Source organism: Arthrobacter sp. FX8, assembly GCF_026723805.1.
GTDB lineage: Bacteria > Actinomycetota > Actinomycetes > Actinomycetales > Micrococcaceae > Arthrobacter.
Genome location: NZ_CP113505.1, coordinates 519,633 through 538,936, shown reverse-complemented (window position 1 = coordinate 538,936; position 19,304 = coordinate 519,633). Strand labels below are relative to the sequence as shown.

Sequence of the window (19,304 nt, the reverse complement as noted above, 5' to 3'; positions counted from 1 at the left end):
ACGGGCAGCTGATAAGCGCCCGAACTACCTCAACTTCAGGAGTAACCATCATGAACTGCACCCTTCGCAGGGGGCTGCTTAGCACCCTCTTTGCCGGCGGCCTTCTGGCCTTCGGCTGCGCTGCCGCAAACGCAGCGGACACCACCAGCGGGACGGATCTTTCCGCTTCCGCCCTCATCTCGGCGGCGGCGCCCGCTGACTCGACGTCGTTGGGCCTGCTGGGTGACCCAACGCCGGCCGGCTCAACAGGCGTCGCCGCCGCAGTGGACGTAAACCTCGGCCTGGGAAGCACCGGCACCGGGACCACGGACGCCACCACGGCAAACCTCGCCGTCGACGCAGCCGCAGACCTGGGACTCGCCGGCACTACCGACCCCACAACAACCGGCACCACCGACCTGGCCGCCGGAGTGGACGTAAACCTCGGCCTCGGAAGCACCGGCACCACCACGGACGCCACCACGGCAAACCTCGCCGTCGACGCAGCCGCAGACCTGGGACTCACCGGCACCACCGACCCCACAACAACCGGCACCACCGACCTGGCCGCCGCAGTGGACGTAAACCTCGGCCTCGGAAGCACCGGCACCACCACGGACGCCACCACGGCAAACCTCGCCGTCGACGCAGCCGCAGACCTGGGACTCACCGGCACCACCGACCCCACAACAACCGGCACCACCGACCTGGCCGCCGCAGTGGACGTAAACCTCGGCCTCGGAAGCACCGGCACCACCACGGACGGGACCACGGACGGCACCACGGCAAACCTCGCCGTGGACGCAGCCGCAGACCTGGGACTCACCGGCACCACCGACCCCACAACAACCGGCACCACCGACCTGGCCGCCGCAGTGGACGTAAACCTCGGCCTCGGAAGCACCGGCACCGGCACCGGCACCACGGACGGCACCACGGCAAACCTCGCCGTGGACGCAGCCGCAGACCTGGGACTCGCCGGCACCACCGACCCCACAACAACCGGCACCACCGACCTGGCCGCCGCAGTGGACGTAAACCTCGGCCTCGGAAGCACCGGCACCGGCACCACGGACGGCACCACGGCAAACCTCGCCGTGGACGCAGCCGCAGACCTGGGACTCGGCGGCGTGAGTGCCGGCGATACCAGTGGGCTCGGCACTACCGTTGAGGCAGTTCTCGACCTCACCATCGGTGGCGTCACCAGCAGTGATACATCGGGTGGAGTCGACGCAGGCATCGACCTCGGAGCCGGTGTGGACACCGGAACTGCGGACGCTGGCGGCTTGGATGCCGTTGTCGACCTTGGCATTGACCTGGGTATCGGACTCGGTAATGACAGCGGAACCAGCACTCCGGGCACCAACACACCCGGCACCACTGACCCGGGAACCACCACCCCGGGAGACGGCACCACCGGAGACACCGGCACCCTTGATCCCGGAACCAGCACTCCGGGGTCAGGCGACCCTGCCGGCAACGGCGGCTCGACTTCCGGCAATGACTCCACAAGCGGTACTGGTACTGCAGGAAGCGGCAACTTCACCGCTGCACCGGCAGGCTCCACCGCAGTGAGCGGGGCCATCGCCCCGGTCACCACACCGCGGAGCACTCCGACTGGCGGCAATCCTGCCCTTGCCAACACCGGCTCAGCCCACACCCGCCTGGCCAACACCGGCTGGGACGGAGCGCTGGTTCCCCTGGCACTGGTTCTTCTGGCAGGCGGACTCCTGATGCTCCGCAAGCGCAAGGTGTCCTGAGGCCTGAGTCCTGTAAGGAAACCGCCCGCGCACGCGCCTGAAGCGGCAGCACCCGGCGGGCTGACGAGAGGAGGACACCCACCGAACAACCAAGTCACAGTACAAAACATGTCATCAGCACACATGTCCTTGTAGCCAATGGTCCGGCGGCGAACGTGTTTGAAATCGCCGCCGGGCCGTCGGCGTGTCGCAACGCGAAACCCTAGGTCAATCGCTGGTTCCGCCGTCCCGCCCGTATAATTTGAGGTACGACAGTGCCGCAGCGCACCGGGAGGAACGGTCATGGTGGCGGAATCGCCTAGCTCCATCAAGAATGAAGTTGTCGGCGGTCGCTATCGTTTAGGTGAGGTCATAGGCCGCGGCGGGATGTCGTCGGTGTACTGCGCACGGGACGAAAAGCTGGGCCGTGACGTGGCGTTGAAACTCTTCGCCCCGCAGGCTCCGGATGCGGACGAGCTTAAGCGGCAGGAAGCCGAAATCCAACTTCTGGCCACCCTGAACCACCCCGGCCTGGTGACGCTCTTCGACGCCGGAATCGATGACCGCATTCCGGACGAGCCCCGGCCCTTCCTGACCATGGAACTCGTCGAGGGCCAGGACCTGCGCAGCCGCATCAGGCACAGCCGGGTACCCCTGGAAGAGCTGTCCGTGATCGGAGCCGGCATCGCCGACGCTCTGGCGTACGTTCATGGCCTGGGCATCATCCACCGCGATATCAAACCGGGGAACATCCTCCTGGTCCAGATCCGCCCGGGTGAGCCGCTGCGGCCCAAGCTCACGGATTTCGGCATCGCCAGGATCGCGGATTCCACCCGGCTCACGGCCACGGGCACCATGGTGGGCACGGCTGCCTACCTCAGCCCCGAGCAGGCCCTTGGCAAACCCCTTTCGTCAGCCACGGATATCTACTCCCTTGGACTGGTGCTGCTTGAGTGCATCAAGGGCACCGTGGAGTACCCCGGCAGCGCAGTGGAATCCGCCGTTGCCCGGCTCCACCGCGCCCCGGAGATCCCCGACGACGTTCCCCCGGAATGGGCGGACCTCATCCGTTCCATGACTGGCATCGAGCCGCTGGAACGCCCTGCGGCCGCCGACATCGAAACGGCACTCCGCCAGGCACTGGTCTCGCCGGCTTCAACGCCGGGAGAACTGGCACCGGAAACCACGCGGGTGCTTCCCGCCATGCCCTTCCACCCGCCCTCGATCACCGCTGAAGAATCGGTGGATGATGTGCGCGAGGCAGCGGCCTCTACAGAGGCTGCCGATCCCGCATCAGCCGCCCAACCTGCTGCATCGCCGGCTGGTTCCGGAGTGGCAACGAGCGGAGTGGCAACGGCCGGAGTGGTTGCCGGTGCATCCGCAGGCAAGGCTCCCCGCACACCCCGCCTCTCCCGGAACCAACGGATATGGCTGGTCGTCGTGCTTGGTGTCCTTGTCATTGCTGCAGCCGTGGCTGCGGTGATGATGAGCATCTCGGCCCGGCCCGCCGACGTCGTCCCTTATCCCACCGTGACCGGCGTCCTGGGCGACCATCTGCAGGAGCTGCAGAAAAGCGTGGAGCCGTGACGCCGCGGCAGACAATCCCGGGCCGGCTGGTCCTGGCTTTCTCGGCGGCCTTTCTGGCGGCAGGCTACCTCAGCGCCTGCGCGGCGCCGGGAAACGGCCTTCAGCGCGAAGCTGCGGCACAGCTCCAGGCACGCGTGCTGGAAGTGACGCAGGCGTCGTCCCAAAACGATCCTGCGTCGGCACTGAAGGCACTGGAAGGCCTTGAAGCCGACCTCACTTCACTGCAGGCAAAGGGCAAGGTCTCGGAGGAACGGCGCCGCAGCATCACCACCGTGGCCTCCGCTGTCCGGGCAGACCTGAACGAGGTTGTCGCCGCACAGCAGGCTGCGGCCAAAGCCGCCGAGGATGCCCGGAACGCCGCGCAGGCAGCTCAAAGCCCATCCCCCACCGCCGAGGCACCCGCGCCCCAGCCGGCTCCCGCCCCGGCACCGGCCCAGGGCAACGCGGGCGGCTCCGGCGCGGACACCGGCAAGAACAGCAACGCCGACAAAGGCAAAGGCAAGAACTAGCCCGCCCATACTATAAAGAGCACAAAGAGAGGCGGTGTCCGGAACGATCCGGCCACCGCCTCTCTTTGTCAGCTGCCGCAGCAGCGGCCGGTGCTAGGCCAGGCCGGCGATGACCTGATTAAGGGTGGCGGAAGGACGCATCACCGCGGAGGCCTTGGCATCCTCGGGGCGGTAGTAGCCGCCAATGTCCACGGGTGAGCCCTGGACCTCGGCCAGCTCGCCCACAATCGTCTCCTCCTTGGAGGACAGCTCCTTGGCGACGGAACCGAAAGCGGCGGCCAGGTCGGCGTCGTCCGTCTGCTTGGCCAGCTCCTCCGCCCAGTAGCGGGCCAGGAAGTAGTGGCTGCCGCGGTTGTCCAGCTCGCCCACGCGGCGGCTCGGGGACTTGTTCTCCAGCAGGAACGTGCCGGTGGCGCGGTCCAGGGTGTCGGCCAGGACCTGCGCGCGGGCGTTGCCCGTGGTGGTGGCCAGGTGCTCGAAGCTGACGGCCAGCGCCAGGAACTCGCCCAGGCTGTCCCAGCGGAGGTGGTTTTCCTTGAGCAGCTGCTGGACGTGCTTCGGCGCGGAACCGCCGGCACCGGTTTCAAAGAGTCCGCCGCCGTTCATCAGCGGAACGACCGAGAGCATCTTGGCGCTGGTTCCCAGCTCCAGGATGGGGAACAGGTCCGTGAGGTAGTCGCGGAGCACGTTGCCCGTGACGGAGATGGTGTCCTCGCCCTTGCGGATGCGTTCCAGGGTGAAGGCGATCGCCTTGACCGGGGACATGATCTGGATGTCCAGGCCGTTGGTGTCGTGGTCCTTCAGGTACTCGTTGACCTTGGCGATGAGGTTGGCGTCGTGGGCGCGTTCCTCGTCCAGCCAGAACACGGCCGGGGTCTGCGAGGCACGGGCGCGGGTGACGGCCAGCTTGACCCAGTCGCGGATGGCGGCATCCTTGGTCTGGCAGGCGCGCCAGATGTCGCCCTCGGAAACCTCGTGTTCGATCAGCACGTTGCCCGAGCCGTCCACGATCTGGATCCGGCCGGCTTCCTGGATCTCGAAGGTCTTGTCGTGGCTGCCGTATTCCTCGGCTGCCTGTGCCATGAGGCCAACGTTCGGCACAGTGCCCATGGTGGTGGGGTCGTAGGCACCGTTGGCGCGGCAGTCATCGATGACCACCTGGTAGATGCCGGCGTAGGAGCTGTCCGGCAGGACGGCCAGGGTGTCCGCTTCCTTGCCGTCCGGTCCCCACATGTGGCCGGAGCTGCGGATCATGGCAGGCATGGAGGCGTCCACGATGACGTCGCTGGGGACGTTCAAGGTGGTGATGCCCTTGTCCGAGTCCACCATGGCCAGGGCGGGACCGTCTTCCAGGCCCTTCTTGATCAGGTTCTGCACGCCGTCGCGCACATCCGCGGGAAGGTCCTCAAGGCTGCTCAGGATGGCGGCAAGGCCGTTGTTGGGGCTGATGCCGGCTGCCGAGAGCTGCTTGCCGTAGGTTTCGAAGAGTTCGGAGAAGTAGGCCTTGACCACGTGGCCGAAGATGATGGGGTCCGAGACCTTCATCATGGTGGCCTTCAGGTGTGCGGAGAACAGCACGCCTTCTTCCTTGGCGCGGGCCACCTGGGCCTTCAGGAATTCATCCAGGGCGGCGGCGCGCATCACAGTGCCGTCGATGACCTCGCCGGCCAGGACCGGGAAGGCCTTCTTCAGGACCTTCACCGAGCCGTCCTCGCGGACCAGCTGGATGGCGATGGTGCCCTCGGACTCGATGACCACGGACTTCTCGTTGGACCGGAAGTCATCCTGGCCCATGGTGGCCACGTTGGTCTTGGAGTCAGGGGTCCAGGCGCCCATGGAGTGCGGGTTCTGGCGGGCGTAGTTCTTGACTGACAGCGGGGCCCGGCGGTCCGAGTTGCCTTCGCGCAGGACCGGGTTCACAGCCGAGCCCTTGATCTTGTCGTAGCGCGAGCGGACGGCGGTTTCCTCGTCGGAGGAGGGGTTGTCCGGATAGTCCGGCAGCGCGTAGCCCTGGCCCTGCAGTTCGGCGATGGCGGCCTTCAGCTGCGGGATGGAGGCACTGATGTTGGGCAGCTTGATGATGTTGGCTTCCGGCGTCTTCGCCAGCTCACCGAGCTCAGCAAGGGCGTCACCGATCTGCTGCTCGGGGGTCAGGTAGTCACCGAACTGGGCGATGATGCGGCCGGCGAGCGAAATGTCGCGGGTCTCCACCTCCACACCTGCTGTCGAAGCGAACGCCTCGATGATGGGCAGGAACGAATAGGTAGCCAGCATCGGCGCTTCGTCGGTGTGGGTGTAGATAATCTTGGACATGCGCGGGCGTCTCCCTGTGGGTCGGCTTGGTTGTGAAAATTCGGTCTATTTCACCATGTACAACTTACCCGAGGACACCAGTTTGAAGCGTACCGGAGGCCCAGCGTTACCCCTGCCGTGGGCAGGATTACAGCGATGGAGAACGGCCGACGGCGGCAGGAAACCGGGTGCCCGCCGCGCCCGGGCACCCGGCCACCAGGGCTCCATCCCGGGACAATGCAGGCCATACATGATACGTCACTACTATTTACAAATCTGTCATGGAGGGATAAATTCGCAGGGTCACACTTGGCATTCCCACGCCTTTCCCCGTTCAGACAGGACAACAATGACAAGCACCAGGTCTCTGGCTTCCGCCCTCCTGAGCCTCTCCGCGGCCGCCGTTCTGGCTTTCACCAGTGCAGGTGCCGCCACCGCAACACCAGCAGCGGCGGACGACCACACGAATCCGTCCGTTACCAGTGCTGTCCTTGACGCGGCGGGTGCTGCCGACTACTGGACACCGGAGCGGATGCAGAGCGCCATCCCCGGCGACACCCTGGCCGGCAAGGCACTGGAACGCGGCAACCGCTCCAGCGCAGCCGTCGTGGAGAAGGGCAAACCGTCTTCCACCAAGGGCACCAAGAGCACCGGCAGCACTGCCAAGAGCGAAACGCCGGTCAGCCACATCGGCAAGGTCTTCTTCACCCTGGGGGGCGCCAACTATGTGTGCTCCGGCAACGCTGTCTCATCGACCAACGGCAGCACGGTTGCCACAGCGGGACACTGCGTTAACGAGGGGCCTGGAGCGTACGCCACCAACTTCGTCTTTGTTCCTGCCTATGAGAATGGCGCAGCACCGTATGGCAAGTGGTCTGCACGGGCCCTGTACGCGCCGAGCCAGTGGGTCTCAAACGGTGACATGACGTACGACACCGGCTTCGCCGTCATGAACCCCCTGAACGGCAAGAACCTCACCGCTGTGGTCGGAGGCTCGGGCGTGGCCTTCAACCAGGCCCGGGGCCTGACTTACAAGTCCTACGGCTACCCCGCCGCTGCCCCGTACAACGGTGAGACCCTCAAGAGCTGCACCGGCACGGCAACCAATGATCCGAACAACCCGCAGTTCAACAGCCAGGGCATCCCCTGCGACATGACCGGGGGTTCCTCAGGCGGCCCGTGGTTCATCGGGACCAGCTCCGATGGCGTGCAGAACTCCATCAACAGCTACGGCTACAACCGTTCTGCCGTGATGTACGGCCCATACTGGGGCTCAGTCATCCAGGCAACCTACGCCAGTGCAGCAAAATCCTAAGGAACCCGGGCCCGACGAGGATCCTGTCAGCCACGTTGACCTGACCCAGTCACACGAGGAAGTCCTCGAGTACTGGACAAAGCAACGAATGGCAGAGGCCAAGCCCCGGGAGATCCAACTTCCGGAGCCCGGCCCCGGTTCAGCTGACCAGGACTAAGCCGGCACAACGACGACTGCGCCCGCCCCCTTTGCTCAGGGGCGGGCGCCGTCGTTTGTCCTAGTGGAAGAAGTGGCGGGCCCCGGTGAAGTACATGGTGATGCCGGCCGCATTGGCTGCCGCGATCACCTCTTCATCGCGCACGGATCCGCCCGGCTGCACGACAGCGCGGACGCCGGCGTCGATCAGGATCTGGAGGCCGTCGGCGAACGGGAAGAACGCGTCGGAGGCAGCCACGGCGCCGCGGGCCCGCTGCGGTGCGCCGGCAGCGCTGGCGTTGGAGGCACCGCCGGCACCTTCGACGTCGGACTCCACCGTGACGCCCAGCGTGTTGGCCCGCTCCACGGCCAGGCGGCAGGAGTCGAGCCGGTTGACCTGGCCCATGCCGATGCCCACAGCTGCGCCGTTCTCGGCGAGGAGGATGGCGTTGGACTTGGCGGCCCGGCAGGCTGTCCACGCGAAGGCAAGGTCCGCGAGGGTCTTCTCGTCCGCTGCTTCACCGGCTGCGAGGGTCCAGTTGGCGGGGTTGTCGCCATCGGCGTCCACCTTGTCGCTTACCTGGACCAGCATGCCCCCGGAGACCTGGCGGAACTCCGTGGGGTAACGGCCGTAGCCTTCGGGAAGGGCGAGCAGGCGGATGTTCTTCTTCTTGGACAGGATCTCCACGGCTTCCGGCTCGAAGCCGGGGGCGATGACCACTTCGGTGAAGATGTCCTTGACGGTGTTGGCCATGCCTGCGGTGACGGGGCGGTTTGCGGCGATGACGCCGCCGAACGCGGAGACGGGGTCGCAGGCGTGGGCCTTGGCGTGCGCGTCGGCGATGGGGTCTGCGGCGTCCTTGGAGCCGACGGCCACACCGCAGGGGTTGGCGTGCTTGATGATGGCGACGGCGGGCTCGCTGAAGTCGTAGGCAGCGCGCAGGGCGGCGTCGGCGTCCACGAAGTTGTTGTAGCTCATGGCCTTGCCGTGCAGCTGGTCCGCCTGGGCGATGCCCACCGGGGCGGCTTTGTCCACGTACAGTGCAGCCTGCTGGTGCGGGTTTTCGCCGTAGCGGAGGACCTCGGAGCGTTCCAGGGACAGGCCGGCGTAGGCGGGCCAGTCGATGACGCCGTCGCCGTCCTCGTCCAGGAACTGGCTGGCGGTCCAGGTGGCAACCGCGTTGTCATAAGACGCGGTGTGGGCGAAGGCCTTGGCGGCGAGGCGGCGGCGGGTCTTGAGGTCGAAACCGCCGGCGGCGGCGGCCTCCACCACCTGGCCGTAGAAGGACGGGTCCACCACAATGGCGACGGCGGCGTGGTTCTTGGCGGCCGAACGCACCATGGCGGGGCCTCCGATGTCGATCTGTTCGACGACGTCATCCTGGGCGGCGCCGGACTTGACGGTCTCCACGAACGGGTAGAGGTTCACCACCACCAGGTCGAAGGCTTCGATGTCCATGCTGGCAAGGGTTTCCATGTGGGCCGGAACGCGCCGGTCCGCCAGGATGCCGCCGTGCACACGCGGGTGCAGCGTCTTGACGCGGCCGTCCAGCATTTCGGGGGAACCGGTGACTTCCTCCACCTCCTGCACGGGGATGCCCGCGGCGGCGATCTTCTTTGCCGTGGAGCCGGTGGAGACGAGCTTCACGCCCGCTGCGTGCAGGCCCGTGGCGAGCTCCTCCAGACCGGTTTTGTCGTAAACCGAGATCAGGGCCCGGCGGATGGGTACACGGTCAATGGATACGCGCTCATGCTGCGTGAAGCTCACAAATGTCTCCGTCTTATCTCGCGGTACAGGGCCGCGGTTGGTGGGGATAGGGCCAGTTTATCGCGAAGGGCGCGGTTGCCCGGCGTGGACGCCGGAGTGTGAACGGGCTGGGGCCGGGCTAAAGTTTTGGACAGGAGGCGGCGATGAATACATACACCACTGTGCCCAGCGGCGAACAGGTGGTCCAGGAACTGCCCTGGCGATGGAAAGTCCAGGGCAGGATCTTCCTGATCGGAGGCCTCGGCTTCATGTTCGATGCCTGGGATGTAACCCTGAACGGCATCCTGATTCCGCTGCTGTCCAAGCACTGGTCCCTTTCCGCGGGGGAAGCGGCCTGGGTGGGCACGGCGAACCTGGTCGGCATGGCGCTGGGCGCCTTCATCTGGGGAACCATCGCGGACACCGTTGGGCGCAAGAAGGCCTTCACGGCAACCCTCCTGCTCTTCTCCGTGTTCACCGTGTGCGGCGCCTTCGCCCCCGACTTCATCTGGTTCTGCGCCTTCCGGTTCCTCGCGGGATTCGGCCTGGGCGGCTGCATTCCCGTGGACTACGCACTGGTGGGTGAGTTCACGCCGCGGAAGCAGCGCGGCAAAGTGCTTACGGCCATGGATGGCTGGTGGCCAATCGGCGCTGCCCTGGCGGGATTCGTCTCGGCCGGGCTGGTGGCCCTTTACGGCGACTGGCGGCTAACCATGCTGGTGATGGTCCTGCCGGCGCTGCTGGTTTTCTGGGTCCGGCGCAGCGTGCCCGAGTCCCCGCTGTTCCTGATCCGGAAAGGCCGGCGGGAGGAAGCGGCCCGGATCATCGACGGACTGGTGGAAGCAACCGGGGCAGAACCGCGTGCCTACAGCCTTCCGGACGCCAGGGATGTCCCGCGGCTCTCCGCCGGCAGCGCCTGGACGCAGCTGCGCTCAGTGTGGCAGTTCAGCTGGAAGATCACCGCCGCCGCATGGTCCCTGTTCTTCAGCATCCTGCTGGTTTACTACTTGTCCCTGACCTGGATGCCGCGCATCCTCATCGGCGCAGGGTTCGCCGAGTACAAGGCTTTCGTCACCACAGCCTCCATGGCCGCCGTCGGCTTCCTTGGCGTGGTGGTGGCAGCGCTCCTGGTGGAGCGTGTGGGCCGCAAATGGATCCTGGCCATCACCGGCCCGCTGTCCGCTCTTACGCTGGTGATTGTGGCTTTCGTGGTGGACATCCCCACGGCCGCGGTGTTCTGGCTGCTGGTGTTCGGCTTCGTGGTGCAGGTGGCCATCCCCGTGCTGTATGCCTACGTGTCCGAGCTCTATCCCACAGAACTGCGCGGCACCGGCTTCGGCTGGGCATCCACGTTCTCGCGCCTCGGCGCAGGTTTTGGGCCGCTGATCTTCGCGAACTATTTCTGGCCGGAACTCGGGCTTGCAACGTCGTTTGCACTGGCGGGAGCCCTGGTACTGGTCTCCGTTTTGTGGATGGCGTTTTTCTCCCCGAAACCCGCCAGCGCCGGCTGCAGTAGACGGCTCCCAACTGACTCGCAGTTGCTGTCGTTCTCGCACGTCAAAACGGCATCAACTGCGAGCTACTTTGGTACCCAGCCTCTGCTGAGAAGCGCCCCGCGCACTTTCGAGAGGGCGGACAACGCCTGGTTTTGCATGTGGCGCTTTGAGATCCTCACGAGCAGCCATCCTCCTCGGCTGAAATCCTCCTCGCGGTCGATATCCCTAACGATCTGTTGTGGCTCGGAATGGCCGTCGCCGTCGTATTCCACCGCAATCCTGTACTCCGGATAGCTCAGGTCAGGCTGACGAATGACGCCGGGGCGAAGTTCGATGGGCATGTTCAGCATCGGCTCAGGCAGGCACGCGGCGTTCAGGGCAAGCCGAAGCCGCGTCTCCGGCGCCGAGTCCGAACCAACCCGCGCCAACTCCAGGGCAAGTCTTGCCTTCCGGATGCCGGGTGTACCTTTGTGTCGATCCAACATGTCGGACAACTGCCCAAGGGTACAAAACGGCTCCGTCCTGATTTCGAACGCAGCCCTCGGCACCCGCAGAAGATGGTCCGCCACTACTGTCAGCTCCTCAACGCTCATCCTTCGGGCATTGTCCAGCCATGTCCGGGGCCTGCTGGTTACCAGCACCCCTTCCACATGCACGATCTCGTCGTCGAAGAACTGTCCTACGTGGCCGACAACGCCCTTGCGGCGGGGAATAGCCATGGTGTCCGGACGGGAAATATGGATCAGCGGGTCCTCTTGACCGGGCAAAAAACCAGGAAAACTCCAGAACGTGAAGGCCGTGGCGTGGGACACCGCCGAAAACGAAGTGATCCTCGTAAACGGCCTCAACGCTTCAGACAGGGCCGTGCCCTCTCGACCCTGGCCCGAGCCGTCTTGCGGGACCCTGATGCCGCGGCTGGGTGCGTCCAGCTCTCCGTGGCGCAGCCGCCTAAGAGTTACGCCGGCGTCGACCGCTTCCTGGCACGTAAACGGCACCCGGGCGATCTCGGCGGGAAGTGGACGAGGCGTCTTCACGCGACCATAGTCGCAAACGCTTCTGCCATCTGCCGGAGTTATCCACAGCCAGCGGCGGCGATGATTAAGTGACTCGCAGTTGTTGTCGTTTTGACGGGTCAAAACGACAACAACTGCGAGCTAGTTGGGAGGCTGGGGGGACGTGAACGAGGGGTCTGCGGCGAGGGCCGCCAAGGTGGAGACCAGGAGCCGCCGCTCCACCACCTTGATGCGTTCGTGCAGCGTTTCCTCGGTGTCTGAATCCTCGATGGTCACGGCCTCCTGGGCAATGATGGGGCCGGTGTCCACGCCCGCGTCCGCCCAGTGGACGGTACAGCCCGTGACCTTCACCCCGTATGCCATCGCATCCCGCACGCCATGGGCCCCTGGGAACGCCGGCAGCAGCGCCGGGTGCGTGTTGAGGTACCTGCCGTTGAACGCGTCGATGAAACCGGGGTTGACAATCCGCATAAACCCTGAAGACACCACCACGTCCGGCTTGTAGGCGGCCACGGCTTCGGTCAGCGCGGCATTCCAGTCGGCACGGTCCGGGTAGGCCTTGAAGTCCACCACGAACGTGGGGATGCCTGCGGCAGCGGAGCGTTCGACGCCGTACGTTCCTTCGCGGTCAGCGCCCACCGCAGCGATTTCCACAGCGAGCCCGCCCGCCTTGACGGCGTCGATGACTGCCTGGAGATTGGACCCGGTGCCGGAAACGAGGACGACGATACGCATTGGTCCAGCTTAGGTGCAGGCTCGCGTACGCTGGAAAACATGAACAGCGAACCGGGCCGGAGCGGGCAGCAGCAGGTCAGGCCCCCGCTCAGCGAGGCGGCAAAAGCGTCCCTCGCCAAGACCCAGACCCTGTTCCGGATGTTCGTGGTCTCGGTGCTCGGCGCGTTCTTCGTCTACCAGCTGGATGTGGGCTACCTCTGGCTGACCACGGTGCTCACCGCCTCGGGCCTGGTCCTGGGAATTGTCCTGCTGGTCCGTGCAGTCCGGTTGAAGGAATCCAAGCTGATTCTCTTCGGCACCATTTCCGGCCTGGTGGTCGCTGCCGTCATGGTGCTGCTGATTGTCACCACCATGGTCCTCTTTGACCAGGTCCGCGAGTACCAGGCCTGCCTTGGCCGTGCGCTGACGGACCGGGCCACCCACGCCTGCATGGTGCAGTTCCAGGACGTCCTGCCCACCAAGGTGCGCTAGGCCCCGCGCAGGTCCTAGTGGACCAGTTCCGCGTCCCGTTCAACAGCCGTGCTTTTCTCGCGTTCCAGCCATGGTCCGGCCGCGTAGCCAATCACGACGCCGGCAGCCACCTCGGCGGCCACCCACAGTCCCGTCCACAGCGGGTCAGGTCCAATGGCGGTCAGGCGGCCCACCCCGGCTGAACCCCTGGCAACCCAGGCCAGGCACAGGGTCAGCAGCCCCGCGGCCACGCCGGCCAGCGCGCCAAGGGCGAAAGTGGAAACTGTCGCCGTGAACCAGCGGGCGTGGACCTTGATGGCAAGCCACTCATCAAAGTGGTTCTCTCCCTCCCGGAGGAACCACCACCCCGCCATGACACCGGCCAGCACCGGAACGATCATGGCCACGAAGGCGTAATCCAGGGGGCCCGAGGGGATGGCGGCCAGGACGGGGATGGACGGAAGCGGACCCACGGCGGTGCCCAGCGGACCCACCTGGGAGCCCACGCCCATGGCGAAGCCGGCACCGGATGTCCAGGCGAGGGCGAAGACCACAAGGTTGGGCAGGAAGCCGAGCTGCGCGATGGTGAGGGCGGCACCTCCCACCGGGCCGGCGTCGAGCGCTTCATAGACAGACACCACAAGGTTCCAGTGGATGAACAGGTCAACTGCGAGCAGCGCTGCTGCCAACGCAAGCGCGGACACCACCGCAACGAATCCTGCCTTGGCCACCGACGCGAAGTAGGAACCGGCCCAGCGTGAATGCTGGCTGGTGCGCGAAATCCAGTCCACCGCGTCAACGCCGATGAGCCGGCTCCAGGATCCTGCTTCCCTGCGCGCGCCGATCACCATGCCCAGTCCGTACGGAACCAGGGGAACCAGCATGGCGTACCAAAGATTGATGACGACGTCGGCATTGCGGCAGACGAACCCGGTGGCGGCGCCGAAAGCCCCGTAGACCACCCAGGATCCAAGCAGCGCCTGCCACAGCTGGTCCGTGTAGGAAGCACGGGCCAGCCGGCGGCCAGCCCGCCAGGCAAGGAGGAACGGGAGCAGGGTCAGGCCCAGGGGAATCAGGCTGAGGACGCCGGTTCCGCCGTGCGTGGCCGCCTGCGGTCCCGCGCCCGCCAGTTCCAGCGGCACGCCGTGTACCAGGAGCCAGGACTGGCCTGCCAGCCGGGCCAGGACCTCGAACTGCCCGTTCTGGAAACCGGCGGTGGCCCAGACAGCCACGATGGGCGCCACCACCACCAGCGCGGAAATGATGGCCGCCTGCGCCGTTTCAAGGGCTCCCTGCAGCCACAACGGCATGGGAAGGCCACGGTCTCCGGTCTGGTCAGCGCGCAGTTTCATCGTGCTCCATGGTGTCACGCCGCGTGGGCTCTGCCCGCGAACGACAGGCTCCACGGGGGCGCGGATGATCAATCAAATGACCGCGACGCCGGCGCTTTTTCCTGGAGGCCGCCGTAAAATTGGTAGAAACCAACACCCGCTGCCCCGCCGAGGGCGTGCTGCGATTTCTGCTGGCCGCCGCCGTCACCCGGCGCCAGTTCGATGACCCGGATTCCGTAAACCGGGAAAACAGGAGCCGCGAATGAGAGATGAACCGTAAGTTCTGAAGATATTCGTCCTACTGGCTGGTGCAGCCACGTTTATGCGCGGCTGCACCAGCGTTTAAAGTGCGGCGCCGGGAGCCCCCAAGTAGGCTCCCGGCGCCGTTCACCGTGTCAGGGCCGCTGTTTCAGCCAGCCTGCCCGCGGAACGTAGGGACGAGTCCCCCGCACCTGTCAGCGGCGGCTGCCGCCGTCTGTTTCGATGTTTTCCTTGCGGACTTCCTCGTTGACCGTGACGTCGTCGCGGACAACATCCTTGTCCAGCCGGACCCGCTCCACGGGGACGGCTTCCTTCTCCACCACCGGGCGCTCCTCATGGAGGACCACTTCGTGCTCTTCCTCGCTGATGGCCGGTCCGCCCATGGCGGCACCGCGGTTGGCGTCCGTGATGGGCTCGCGCTCAATGCGGACTTCTTCGCGCTCCACCGGGATGGTCTTGGTGACGTTCTCGGTTGTGACGTACTTGCGCAGCCGCGCGCGGCCGGTAGCCTCACGCTCCGTGCCCACGTGAAGCTGTTCCTCCGACCGCGTCATGGCGTCATCGGTGGTGGGGCCGGAGGTGTCGTGGCCGACGGTTCCCCGTGTGGTGTCGCGGTCGGAGGTGCCGTGGCCTGCCGCCAGGCCTGCCGTGGGGGTGCCGGCGTTCAGGTCGGCGTCGCCCTGCAGGTCAACGTCCCGGTCAGTGCCGGTGGTCGCCTGCGTGTAGGTCCGGGCACCGCGTTCGTAGTAGGTGTAAAGCCGGTCCTCTTCCTCGGGGGTGAGGTGGCCGTCCGCGTCCACGCGGGGCGCGTCCTTGACGTGCTCCTTGGTGTAGGGGACTACCAGGTCGTCGTCCTGGTGGCGTGCGCCTTCGACCGGGATGAACGATTCGGAAGTGCCGAAAAGGCCGGTCTTGACCGTGACCCAAGTGGGCTCACCCGTGTCGTCGTCTGCGTACAACTGGCCAATCGAACCGATCTTCGTACCATCGGAACCGACGACGTTGCCGCCCTTGGTGAGCAGGTTTTCAAGATTTTCCCTGTTGAGCATGACTCTCCTTGGATGTGTCGTTGCACTGGGTCTGCCAGCAATGGATGTCCTTGCGCGGGATGTCTCCGACGCCCGGTTTCCGCCCCGGCTGCTTGAGGCTCTGCGCTGACTACCCCCTACCGTAAGCATGCTTAGCATCGAATGCCAAGCCTACTTAGTAATTTTTTTCGGGACTGGGTCCAGTTGTTCACCGGGCCTTTGCCTCCGGGTAACGCCTACTCCCCCGCCATTTCAGGGAGGCCGCGCACGGTTGAGGGGTGAGGATCGCAATCGTCGCCGAATCATTTCTGCCGTTGATGAACGGCGTCACCCACTCAATCCTGCGGGTCCTGGACCATCTGCAGGAGCGGGGCGACGACGTCATGGTCATTGCCCCGTCCGCGCACGACGGGGAGGCCGCAGTCCACGTCAACGGCGCCGAGGTCCACCGGCTTCCAGCGGTTCCGCTGGCAGGCTATACGAACGTGCGGGTGGCCGTGGGAGGTGTGTACCGGGTCAAGCGAATCCTTGCCGAGTACGCGCCCGATGTGGTGCATCTTGCCTCGCCGTTCGTGCTGGGCTGGCGCGCCGCCCAGGCTGCCGCGCAGCTGGGCATTCCCACCGTGGCGGTCTATCAGACCGAGGTCCCCAGCTATGCCGCCCGGTACGGTGTGCCCTTTTTGGAGAACTGGGCATGGAACCGGGTGGAGAACATTCATTTACTGGCCACCCGAACCCTGGTGCCCTCCACGTTCGCGCTGAACCAGTTGCGCGGCCGGGGCATTCCGCGGGTGCGGATGTGGCGCCGCGGCGTGGACACCGCGCGGTTTTCACCGGAAAAGCGCGACGGCGGGTGGCGGGCTTCGGTGGCCCCGAACGGTGAACGGATCATCGGCTACGTGGGCAGGCTCGCCGTGGAAAAACAGGTGGAGGACCTGGCCGCCCTCTCCGGCCTCCCCAACACCCGGTTGGTGATTGTGGGCGACGGGCCCCAGCGCACGGCGTTGGAGACGGTACTCCCCGGCGCGGTGTTCACCGGGTTCCTGGGCGGCGAAGAACTGGCCCGGGCGGTGGCGTCCTTCGACCTGTTCGTCCACCCCGGCGAGTTCGAAACCTTCTGCCAGACCATCCAGGAGGCCATGGCATCGGCTGTTCCTGTGGTGGCCACGGGGCGGGGCGGTCCGCTGGACCTGGTGGAGAATTCGCGGACCGGGTGGCTTTACGAACCGGGCGACCTGGCGGCCATGCGCGCCAAGGTGCAGGACCTGGTGGGCGACGACGCCAAGCGCCGGGCGTTCGCGGCGGCAGCCCACGCGTCGGTGCAGGACAGGACCTGGCCGGCGCTGTGCGCCGAACTGGTGCAGCACTACCGGGACGTCACCGCGGCGGTTCCCGGTCCCCCGCGGAAGGCGTCAAAGGCAGGAGCACCGTCATGAGGATTTCTGTAATAGGCTGCGGCTACCTGGGCGCTGTCCACGCGGCGGCCCTTGCATCCATGGGCCACTCGGTGGTGGGCATCGACGTCGATCCCGGCAAGGTGCAGCAACTGGCGCAGGGGGTGGCGCCATTCCACGAACCCGGGCTTGACGAGCTGCTCCAGGACGGCCGCGCTACCGGAAGGCTGCGGTTCGCCACCGACCCGGCAGAGGCAAGGGGCGCGCAGGTTCATTTCCTGTGCGTGGGGACGCCGCAGGACAAGGCGTCCGACGCCGCCGACCTCACCTTCGTGGTCTCCGCCCTGGAAAGCCTGCTGCCGCACCTGGCCGCGGGCGCCGTCGTCGTGGGCAAATCCACCGTGCCGGTTGGCACCGTGGACATGCTGCGCGGCATCCTGGCGCGACGGCCCGACGTGCTGCTCGGCTGGAACCCCGAGTTCCTGCGGCAGGGCACCGCCATCAAGGACTCGCTGGTGCCGGACCGACTGGTTTACGGCGTGGAGGGCGGCCGGCCCGCTGCCTTCAACCCGGCAACAGGTGCGCCCCTGGGGGTGGCGGCAGCACTGGATGCCGTCTATGAACCGCTGCTGGCCGCCGGGATCCCCCGCCTGGTCTGCAGCTTCGCCACGGCAGAGCTGATCAAATCGGCCGCGAACGCGTACCTGGCCACCAAGGTCAGCTTCATCAATGCAGTGGCAGGGCTGTGTGATGCTGCCGGCGCGGACGTGACGGAGCTCAGCGCGGCGATGGGGCTGGATCCGAGGATCGGCAGCAGGTACCTGCACGCGGGGCTGGGATTCGGCGGCGGCTGCCTGCCCAAGGACATCCGCAGTTTCCGCGCACAGGCCGCCACACTCGGCGTGCCCGCCGTGGAGGACTGGATGCGGCTGGTCGATTCGGTGAACGTTAGCCAGCGTGAACGCACTGTCGGCCTCGCCAGGGAGCTGTGCGGCGGAGCGCTGGCCGGACGCTCGGTCACTGTTTTGGGCGCCTCCTTTAAGCCTGATACGGACGACATCCGGGATTCGCCGGCGCTGGATGTGGCGGACCGGCTGGCCGCTGCCGGGGCGCACGTCACCGTCACCGACCCCAAAGCGGTCAATCTTGCCTGGCGCCGCTACCCGCGCCTGCGCTTCGAGGCGTCCACCGGGCGGACACTCCAGGATGCCGAACTGGTGCTGCTCCTCACCGAATGGGACGAGTACCGGCGGCTGTGCCCCGCCGTCACCGGACAGCTGGTACGACGGCGGGTGGTCCTGGACGCGCGGAACGTGCTGGACGCGGCAGCGTGGCGGGAGGAAGGCTGGCTGGTGCGCGGCCTTGGCACCTCCGCCGGCACCTTGGCCACGGCAGGCGCGGTGGGCTGACGCCCGACAGTGGACGGCCTAGCCGAGGAGCCCCAGCTCAGCGAAGGCCAGGGCCACGCCGTTGCCGGCGGGTGCGGCAGTGGTCCTGTCCGCCACGGCAAGGACGGCGGGGTGGCCGCCTTCCACGGCGATGCCGACGGCTGCGTACTCAAGCATTTCGATGTCGTTGGCGCTGTCGCCGATGGCAATAATGTCGGCCCGGTCCAGGCCGAGCCGGGCTTCCACCACCTGGATGCCCACCGCCTTGTGCGTGCCGGCCATGAAGATTTCCCCTGCACGGTCGCCGAGCGCTGACAGGGAGCTCGGGATCAGCCCAACCTCCGGCCCGAAGGCCTCCAACAGGCGGGTCAGGGGCACCGGTGCATCGAAGCAGGAGATCTTGGCGTAGGAGGTGGCGCGGAGGTCATCGCCGTAATGCATTGGCCCCAGGATGTCCTCGAGCGGATCCACGTCCGTGCTGAGCACTCCGTCGTGGCGTGGACGCCCGGCGAAGATGGGGCCCAGCACCTCCCTCAGCCGCCGGTCCACACCGGTGCGGCCATGCAGGGCTTCCGGGGCCTCCAGGATGTAGGCGGCGTTGTGGGCATCCAGGGCCTCAACGATGCGTGCGGCCAGGCCGGGTTCAAAACGGGCATCCTTGAGGATCTCCCCGTTGACCTCCACCCTGGCGCCGGCGCCTGTGATGGTGCCGTCAAACCCAGCGTCCAGGATATGGCCGGGGACCATGGACAGCGGGCGTCCGGTACAGACAAAGACGAGGTGGCCCCGTGCCCGGGCGGTCCGCACCGCGTCCACGTGGGCAGCCGGAGCCAGGCCGTGGTCGGCGTAGGTTCCGTCGATGTCGAGGAAGATGGCACGGGGCCTGGCGGTCTGGCTGGGCATGC

15 protein-coding genes are annotated in these 19,304 nt (G+C 66.4%); 9 read left to right on the top strand and 6 right to left on the bottom strand.

All coding sequences use genetic code 11. The annotated features are described in order from the left end of the window. Window positions 1–50: 50 nt before the first annotated feature. The 3 genes from OUO20_RS02485 (at window position 51) to OUO20_RS02475 (ending at window position 3,814) form a co-directional block, all read left to right on the top strand. Complete coding sequence (locus OUO20_RS02485; protein ID WP_268002791.1) at window positions 51–1,739, top strand: hypothetical protein; 1,689 nt, start codon at window positions 51–53, stop codon at window positions 1,737–1,739. A 282-nt stretch (window positions 1,740–2,021) separates the two neighbouring features. Continuing rightward, window positions 2,022–3,305: a serine/threonine-protein kinase gene (locus tag OUO20_RS02480; protein ID WP_026266154.1), complete on the top strand. Its 1,284-nt coding sequence runs from the start codon at window positions 2,022–2,024 to the stop codon at window positions 3,303–3,305. Further along, complete coding sequence (locus OUO20_RS02475; RefSeq protein WP_018771791.1) at window positions 3,302–3,814, top strand: hypothetical protein; 513 nt, start codon at window positions 3,302–3,304, stop codon at window positions 3,812–3,814. Before OUO20_RS02480 ends, OUO20_RS02475 begins: the two co-directional genes overlap by 4 nt. A gap of 93 nt (window positions 3,815–3,907) precedes the next feature. Here OUO20_RS02475 and OUO20_RS02470 read toward each other — a convergent pair whose 3' ends face one another. After that, window positions 3,908–6,127 carry an NADP-dependent isocitrate dehydrogenase gene (locus OUO20_RS02470; RefSeq protein ID WP_144600502.1) on the bottom strand — a complete coding sequence of 740 codons (2,220 nt, stop codon included), beginning with the start codon at window positions 6,125–6,127 and terminating at the stop codon, window positions 3,908–3,910. A 328-nt stretch (window positions 6,128–6,455) separates the two neighbouring features. Here OUO20_RS02470 and OUO20_RS02465 point away from each other — a divergent pair, with 328 nt between their 5' ends. Together OUO20_RS02465 and OUO20_RS02460 are read left to right on the top strand one after the other, a co-directional pair. After that, window positions 6,456–7,421 (top strand): trypsin-like serine peptidase, encoded by a 966-nt coding sequence (locus tag OUO20_RS02465; protein WP_018771793.1) that lies wholly within the window; start codon window positions 6,456–6,458, stop codon window positions 7,419–7,421. Beyond that, window positions 7,405–7,578, top strand: coding sequence for a hypothetical protein (locus OUO20_RS02460; RefSeq protein ID WP_166673078.1), 174 nt, complete (start codon window positions 7,405–7,407; stop codon window positions 7,576–7,578). The genes OUO20_RS02465 and OUO20_RS02460 overlap by 17 nt, the downstream gene beginning before the upstream one ends. 60 nt (window positions 7,579–7,638) lie before the next feature. Here the strand turns inward: OUO20_RS02460 and purH are convergent, their stop codons facing one another. Further along, window positions 7,639–9,324 carry a bifunctional phosphoribosylaminoimidazolecarboxamide formyltransferase/IMP cyclohydrolase gene (gene purH, locus OUO20_RS02455; RefSeq protein ID WP_018771794.1) on the bottom strand — a complete coding sequence of 562 codons (1,686 nt, stop codon included), beginning with the start codon at window positions 9,322–9,324 and terminating at the stop codon, window positions 7,639–7,641. Between the two features lie 143 nt (window positions 9,325–9,467). Between purH and OUO20_RS02450 the strand changes: the two genes are divergently transcribed. Further along, the gene (locus OUO20_RS02450) at window positions 9,468–11,093 is read left to right on the top strand and encodes an MFS transporter (RefSeq protein ID WP_268002790.1); all 1,626 of its coding nucleotides are present in this window, start codon (window positions 9,468–9,470) and stop codon (window positions 11,091–11,093) included. An 860-nt stretch (window positions 11,094–11,953) separates the two neighbouring features. Here the strand turns inward: OUO20_RS02450 and purN are convergent. Further along, entirely contained in the window at window positions 11,954–12,547 is a 594-nt protein-coding gene (gene purN, locus OUO20_RS02445) for a phosphoribosylglycinamide formyltransferase (RefSeq protein ID WP_268002789.1), read from the bottom strand. 39 nt (window positions 12,548–12,586) lie between these two features. Between purN and OUO20_RS02440 the strand changes: the two genes are divergently transcribed. After that, window positions 12,587–13,018 carry a hypothetical protein gene (locus tag OUO20_RS02440; RefSeq protein ID WP_056393416.1) on the top strand — a complete coding sequence of 144 codons (432 nt, stop codon included), beginning with the start codon at window positions 12,587–12,589 and terminating at the stop codon, window positions 13,016–13,018. Window positions 13,019–13,032: 14 nt separating this feature from the next. On the opposite strand, the gene OUO20_RS02435 is transcribed toward OUO20_RS02440, so the two are convergent. After that, window positions 13,033–14,349 carry a cell division protein PerM gene (locus OUO20_RS02435; RefSeq protein WP_268002788.1) on the bottom strand — a complete coding sequence of 439 codons (1,317 nt, stop codon included), beginning with the start codon at window positions 14,347–14,349 and terminating at the stop codon, window positions 13,033–13,035. A gap of 434 nt (window positions 14,350–14,783) precedes the next feature. Beyond that, a complete protein-coding gene (locus OUO20_RS02430; protein ID WP_018771801.1) occupies window positions 14,784–15,638 on the bottom strand; it encodes a PRC and DUF2382 domain-containing protein in 855 nt (284 codons plus the stop codon). A gap of 257 nt (window positions 15,639–15,895) precedes the next feature. Here OUO20_RS02430 and OUO20_RS02425 point away from each other — a divergent pair, with 257 nt between their 5' ends. Both OUO20_RS02425 and OUO20_RS02420 read left to right on the top strand, forming a co-directional pair. Then, the gene (locus OUO20_RS02425; protein WP_268002787.1) at window positions 15,896–17,053 is read left to right on the top strand and encodes a glycosyltransferase family 4 protein; all 1,158 of its coding nucleotides are present in this window, start codon (window positions 15,896–15,898) and stop codon (window positions 17,051–17,053) included. Beyond that, complete coding sequence (locus tag OUO20_RS02420; protein WP_268002786.1) at window positions 17,050–18,420, top strand: UDP-glucose dehydrogenase family protein; 1,371 nt, start codon at window positions 17,050–17,052, stop codon at window positions 18,418–18,420. Before OUO20_RS02425 ends, OUO20_RS02420 begins: the two co-directional genes overlap by 4 nt. 18 nt (window positions 18,421–18,438) lie before the next feature. Here OUO20_RS02420 and OUO20_RS02415 read toward each other — a convergent pair whose 3' ends face one another. Next, window positions 18,439–19,302 carry an HAD family hydrolase gene (locus OUO20_RS02415; protein ID WP_056393407.1) on the bottom strand — a complete coding sequence of 288 codons (864 nt, stop codon included), beginning with the start codon at window positions 19,300–19,302 and terminating at the stop codon, window positions 18,439–18,441. Window positions 19,303–19,304 lie beyond the last annotated feature (2 nt).

Excerpts from the sequence above, each read along its gene's own strand:
- OUO20_RS02480 (WP_026266154.1), top strand. The coding sequence starts at position 2,022 with ATGGTGGCGGAATCGCCTAGCTCCATCAAGAATGAAGTTGTCGGCGGT.
- OUO20_RS02415 (WP_056393407.1), bottom strand. The coding sequence starts at position 19,302 with ATGCCCAGCCAGACCGCCAGGCCCCGTGCCATCTTCCTCGACATCGAC.
- OUO20_RS02420 (WP_268002786.1), top strand. The coding sequence starts at position 17,050 with ATGAGGATTTCTGTAATAGGCTGCGGCTACCTGGGCGCTGTCCACGCG.
- OUO20_RS02430 (WP_018771801.1), bottom strand. The coding sequence starts at position 15,638 with ATGCTCAACAGGGAAAATCTTGAAAACCTGCTCACCAAGGGCGGCAAC.
- OUO20_RS02450 (WP_268002790.1), top strand. The coding sequence starts at position 9,468 with ATGAATACATACACCACTGTGCCCAGCGGCGAACAGGTGGTCCAGGAA.
- OUO20_RS02465 (WP_018771793.1), top strand. The coding sequence starts at position 6,456 with ATGACAAGCACCAGGTCTCTGGCTTCCGCCCTCCTGAGCCTCTCCGCG.
- OUO20_RS02485 (WP_268002791.1), top strand. The coding sequence starts at position 51 with ATGAACTGCACCCTTCGCAGGGGGCTGCTTAGCACCCTCTTTGCCGGC.
- OUO20_RS02470 (WP_144600502.1), bottom strand. The coding sequence starts at position 6,127 with ATGTCCAAGATTATCTACACCCACACCGACGAAGCGCCGATGCTGGCT.
- OUO20_RS02435 (WP_268002788.1), bottom strand. The coding sequence starts at position 14,349 with ATGAAACTGCGCGCTGACCAGACCGGAGACCGTGGCCTTCCCATGCCG.
- OUO20_RS02440 (WP_056393416.1), top strand. The coding sequence starts at position 12,587 with ATGAACAGCGAACCGGGCCGGAGCGGGCAGCAGCAGGTCAGGCCCCCG.
- purN (WP_268002789.1), bottom strand. The coding sequence starts at position 12,547 with ATGCGTATCGTCGTCCTCGTTTCCGGCACCGGGTCCAATCTCCAGGCA.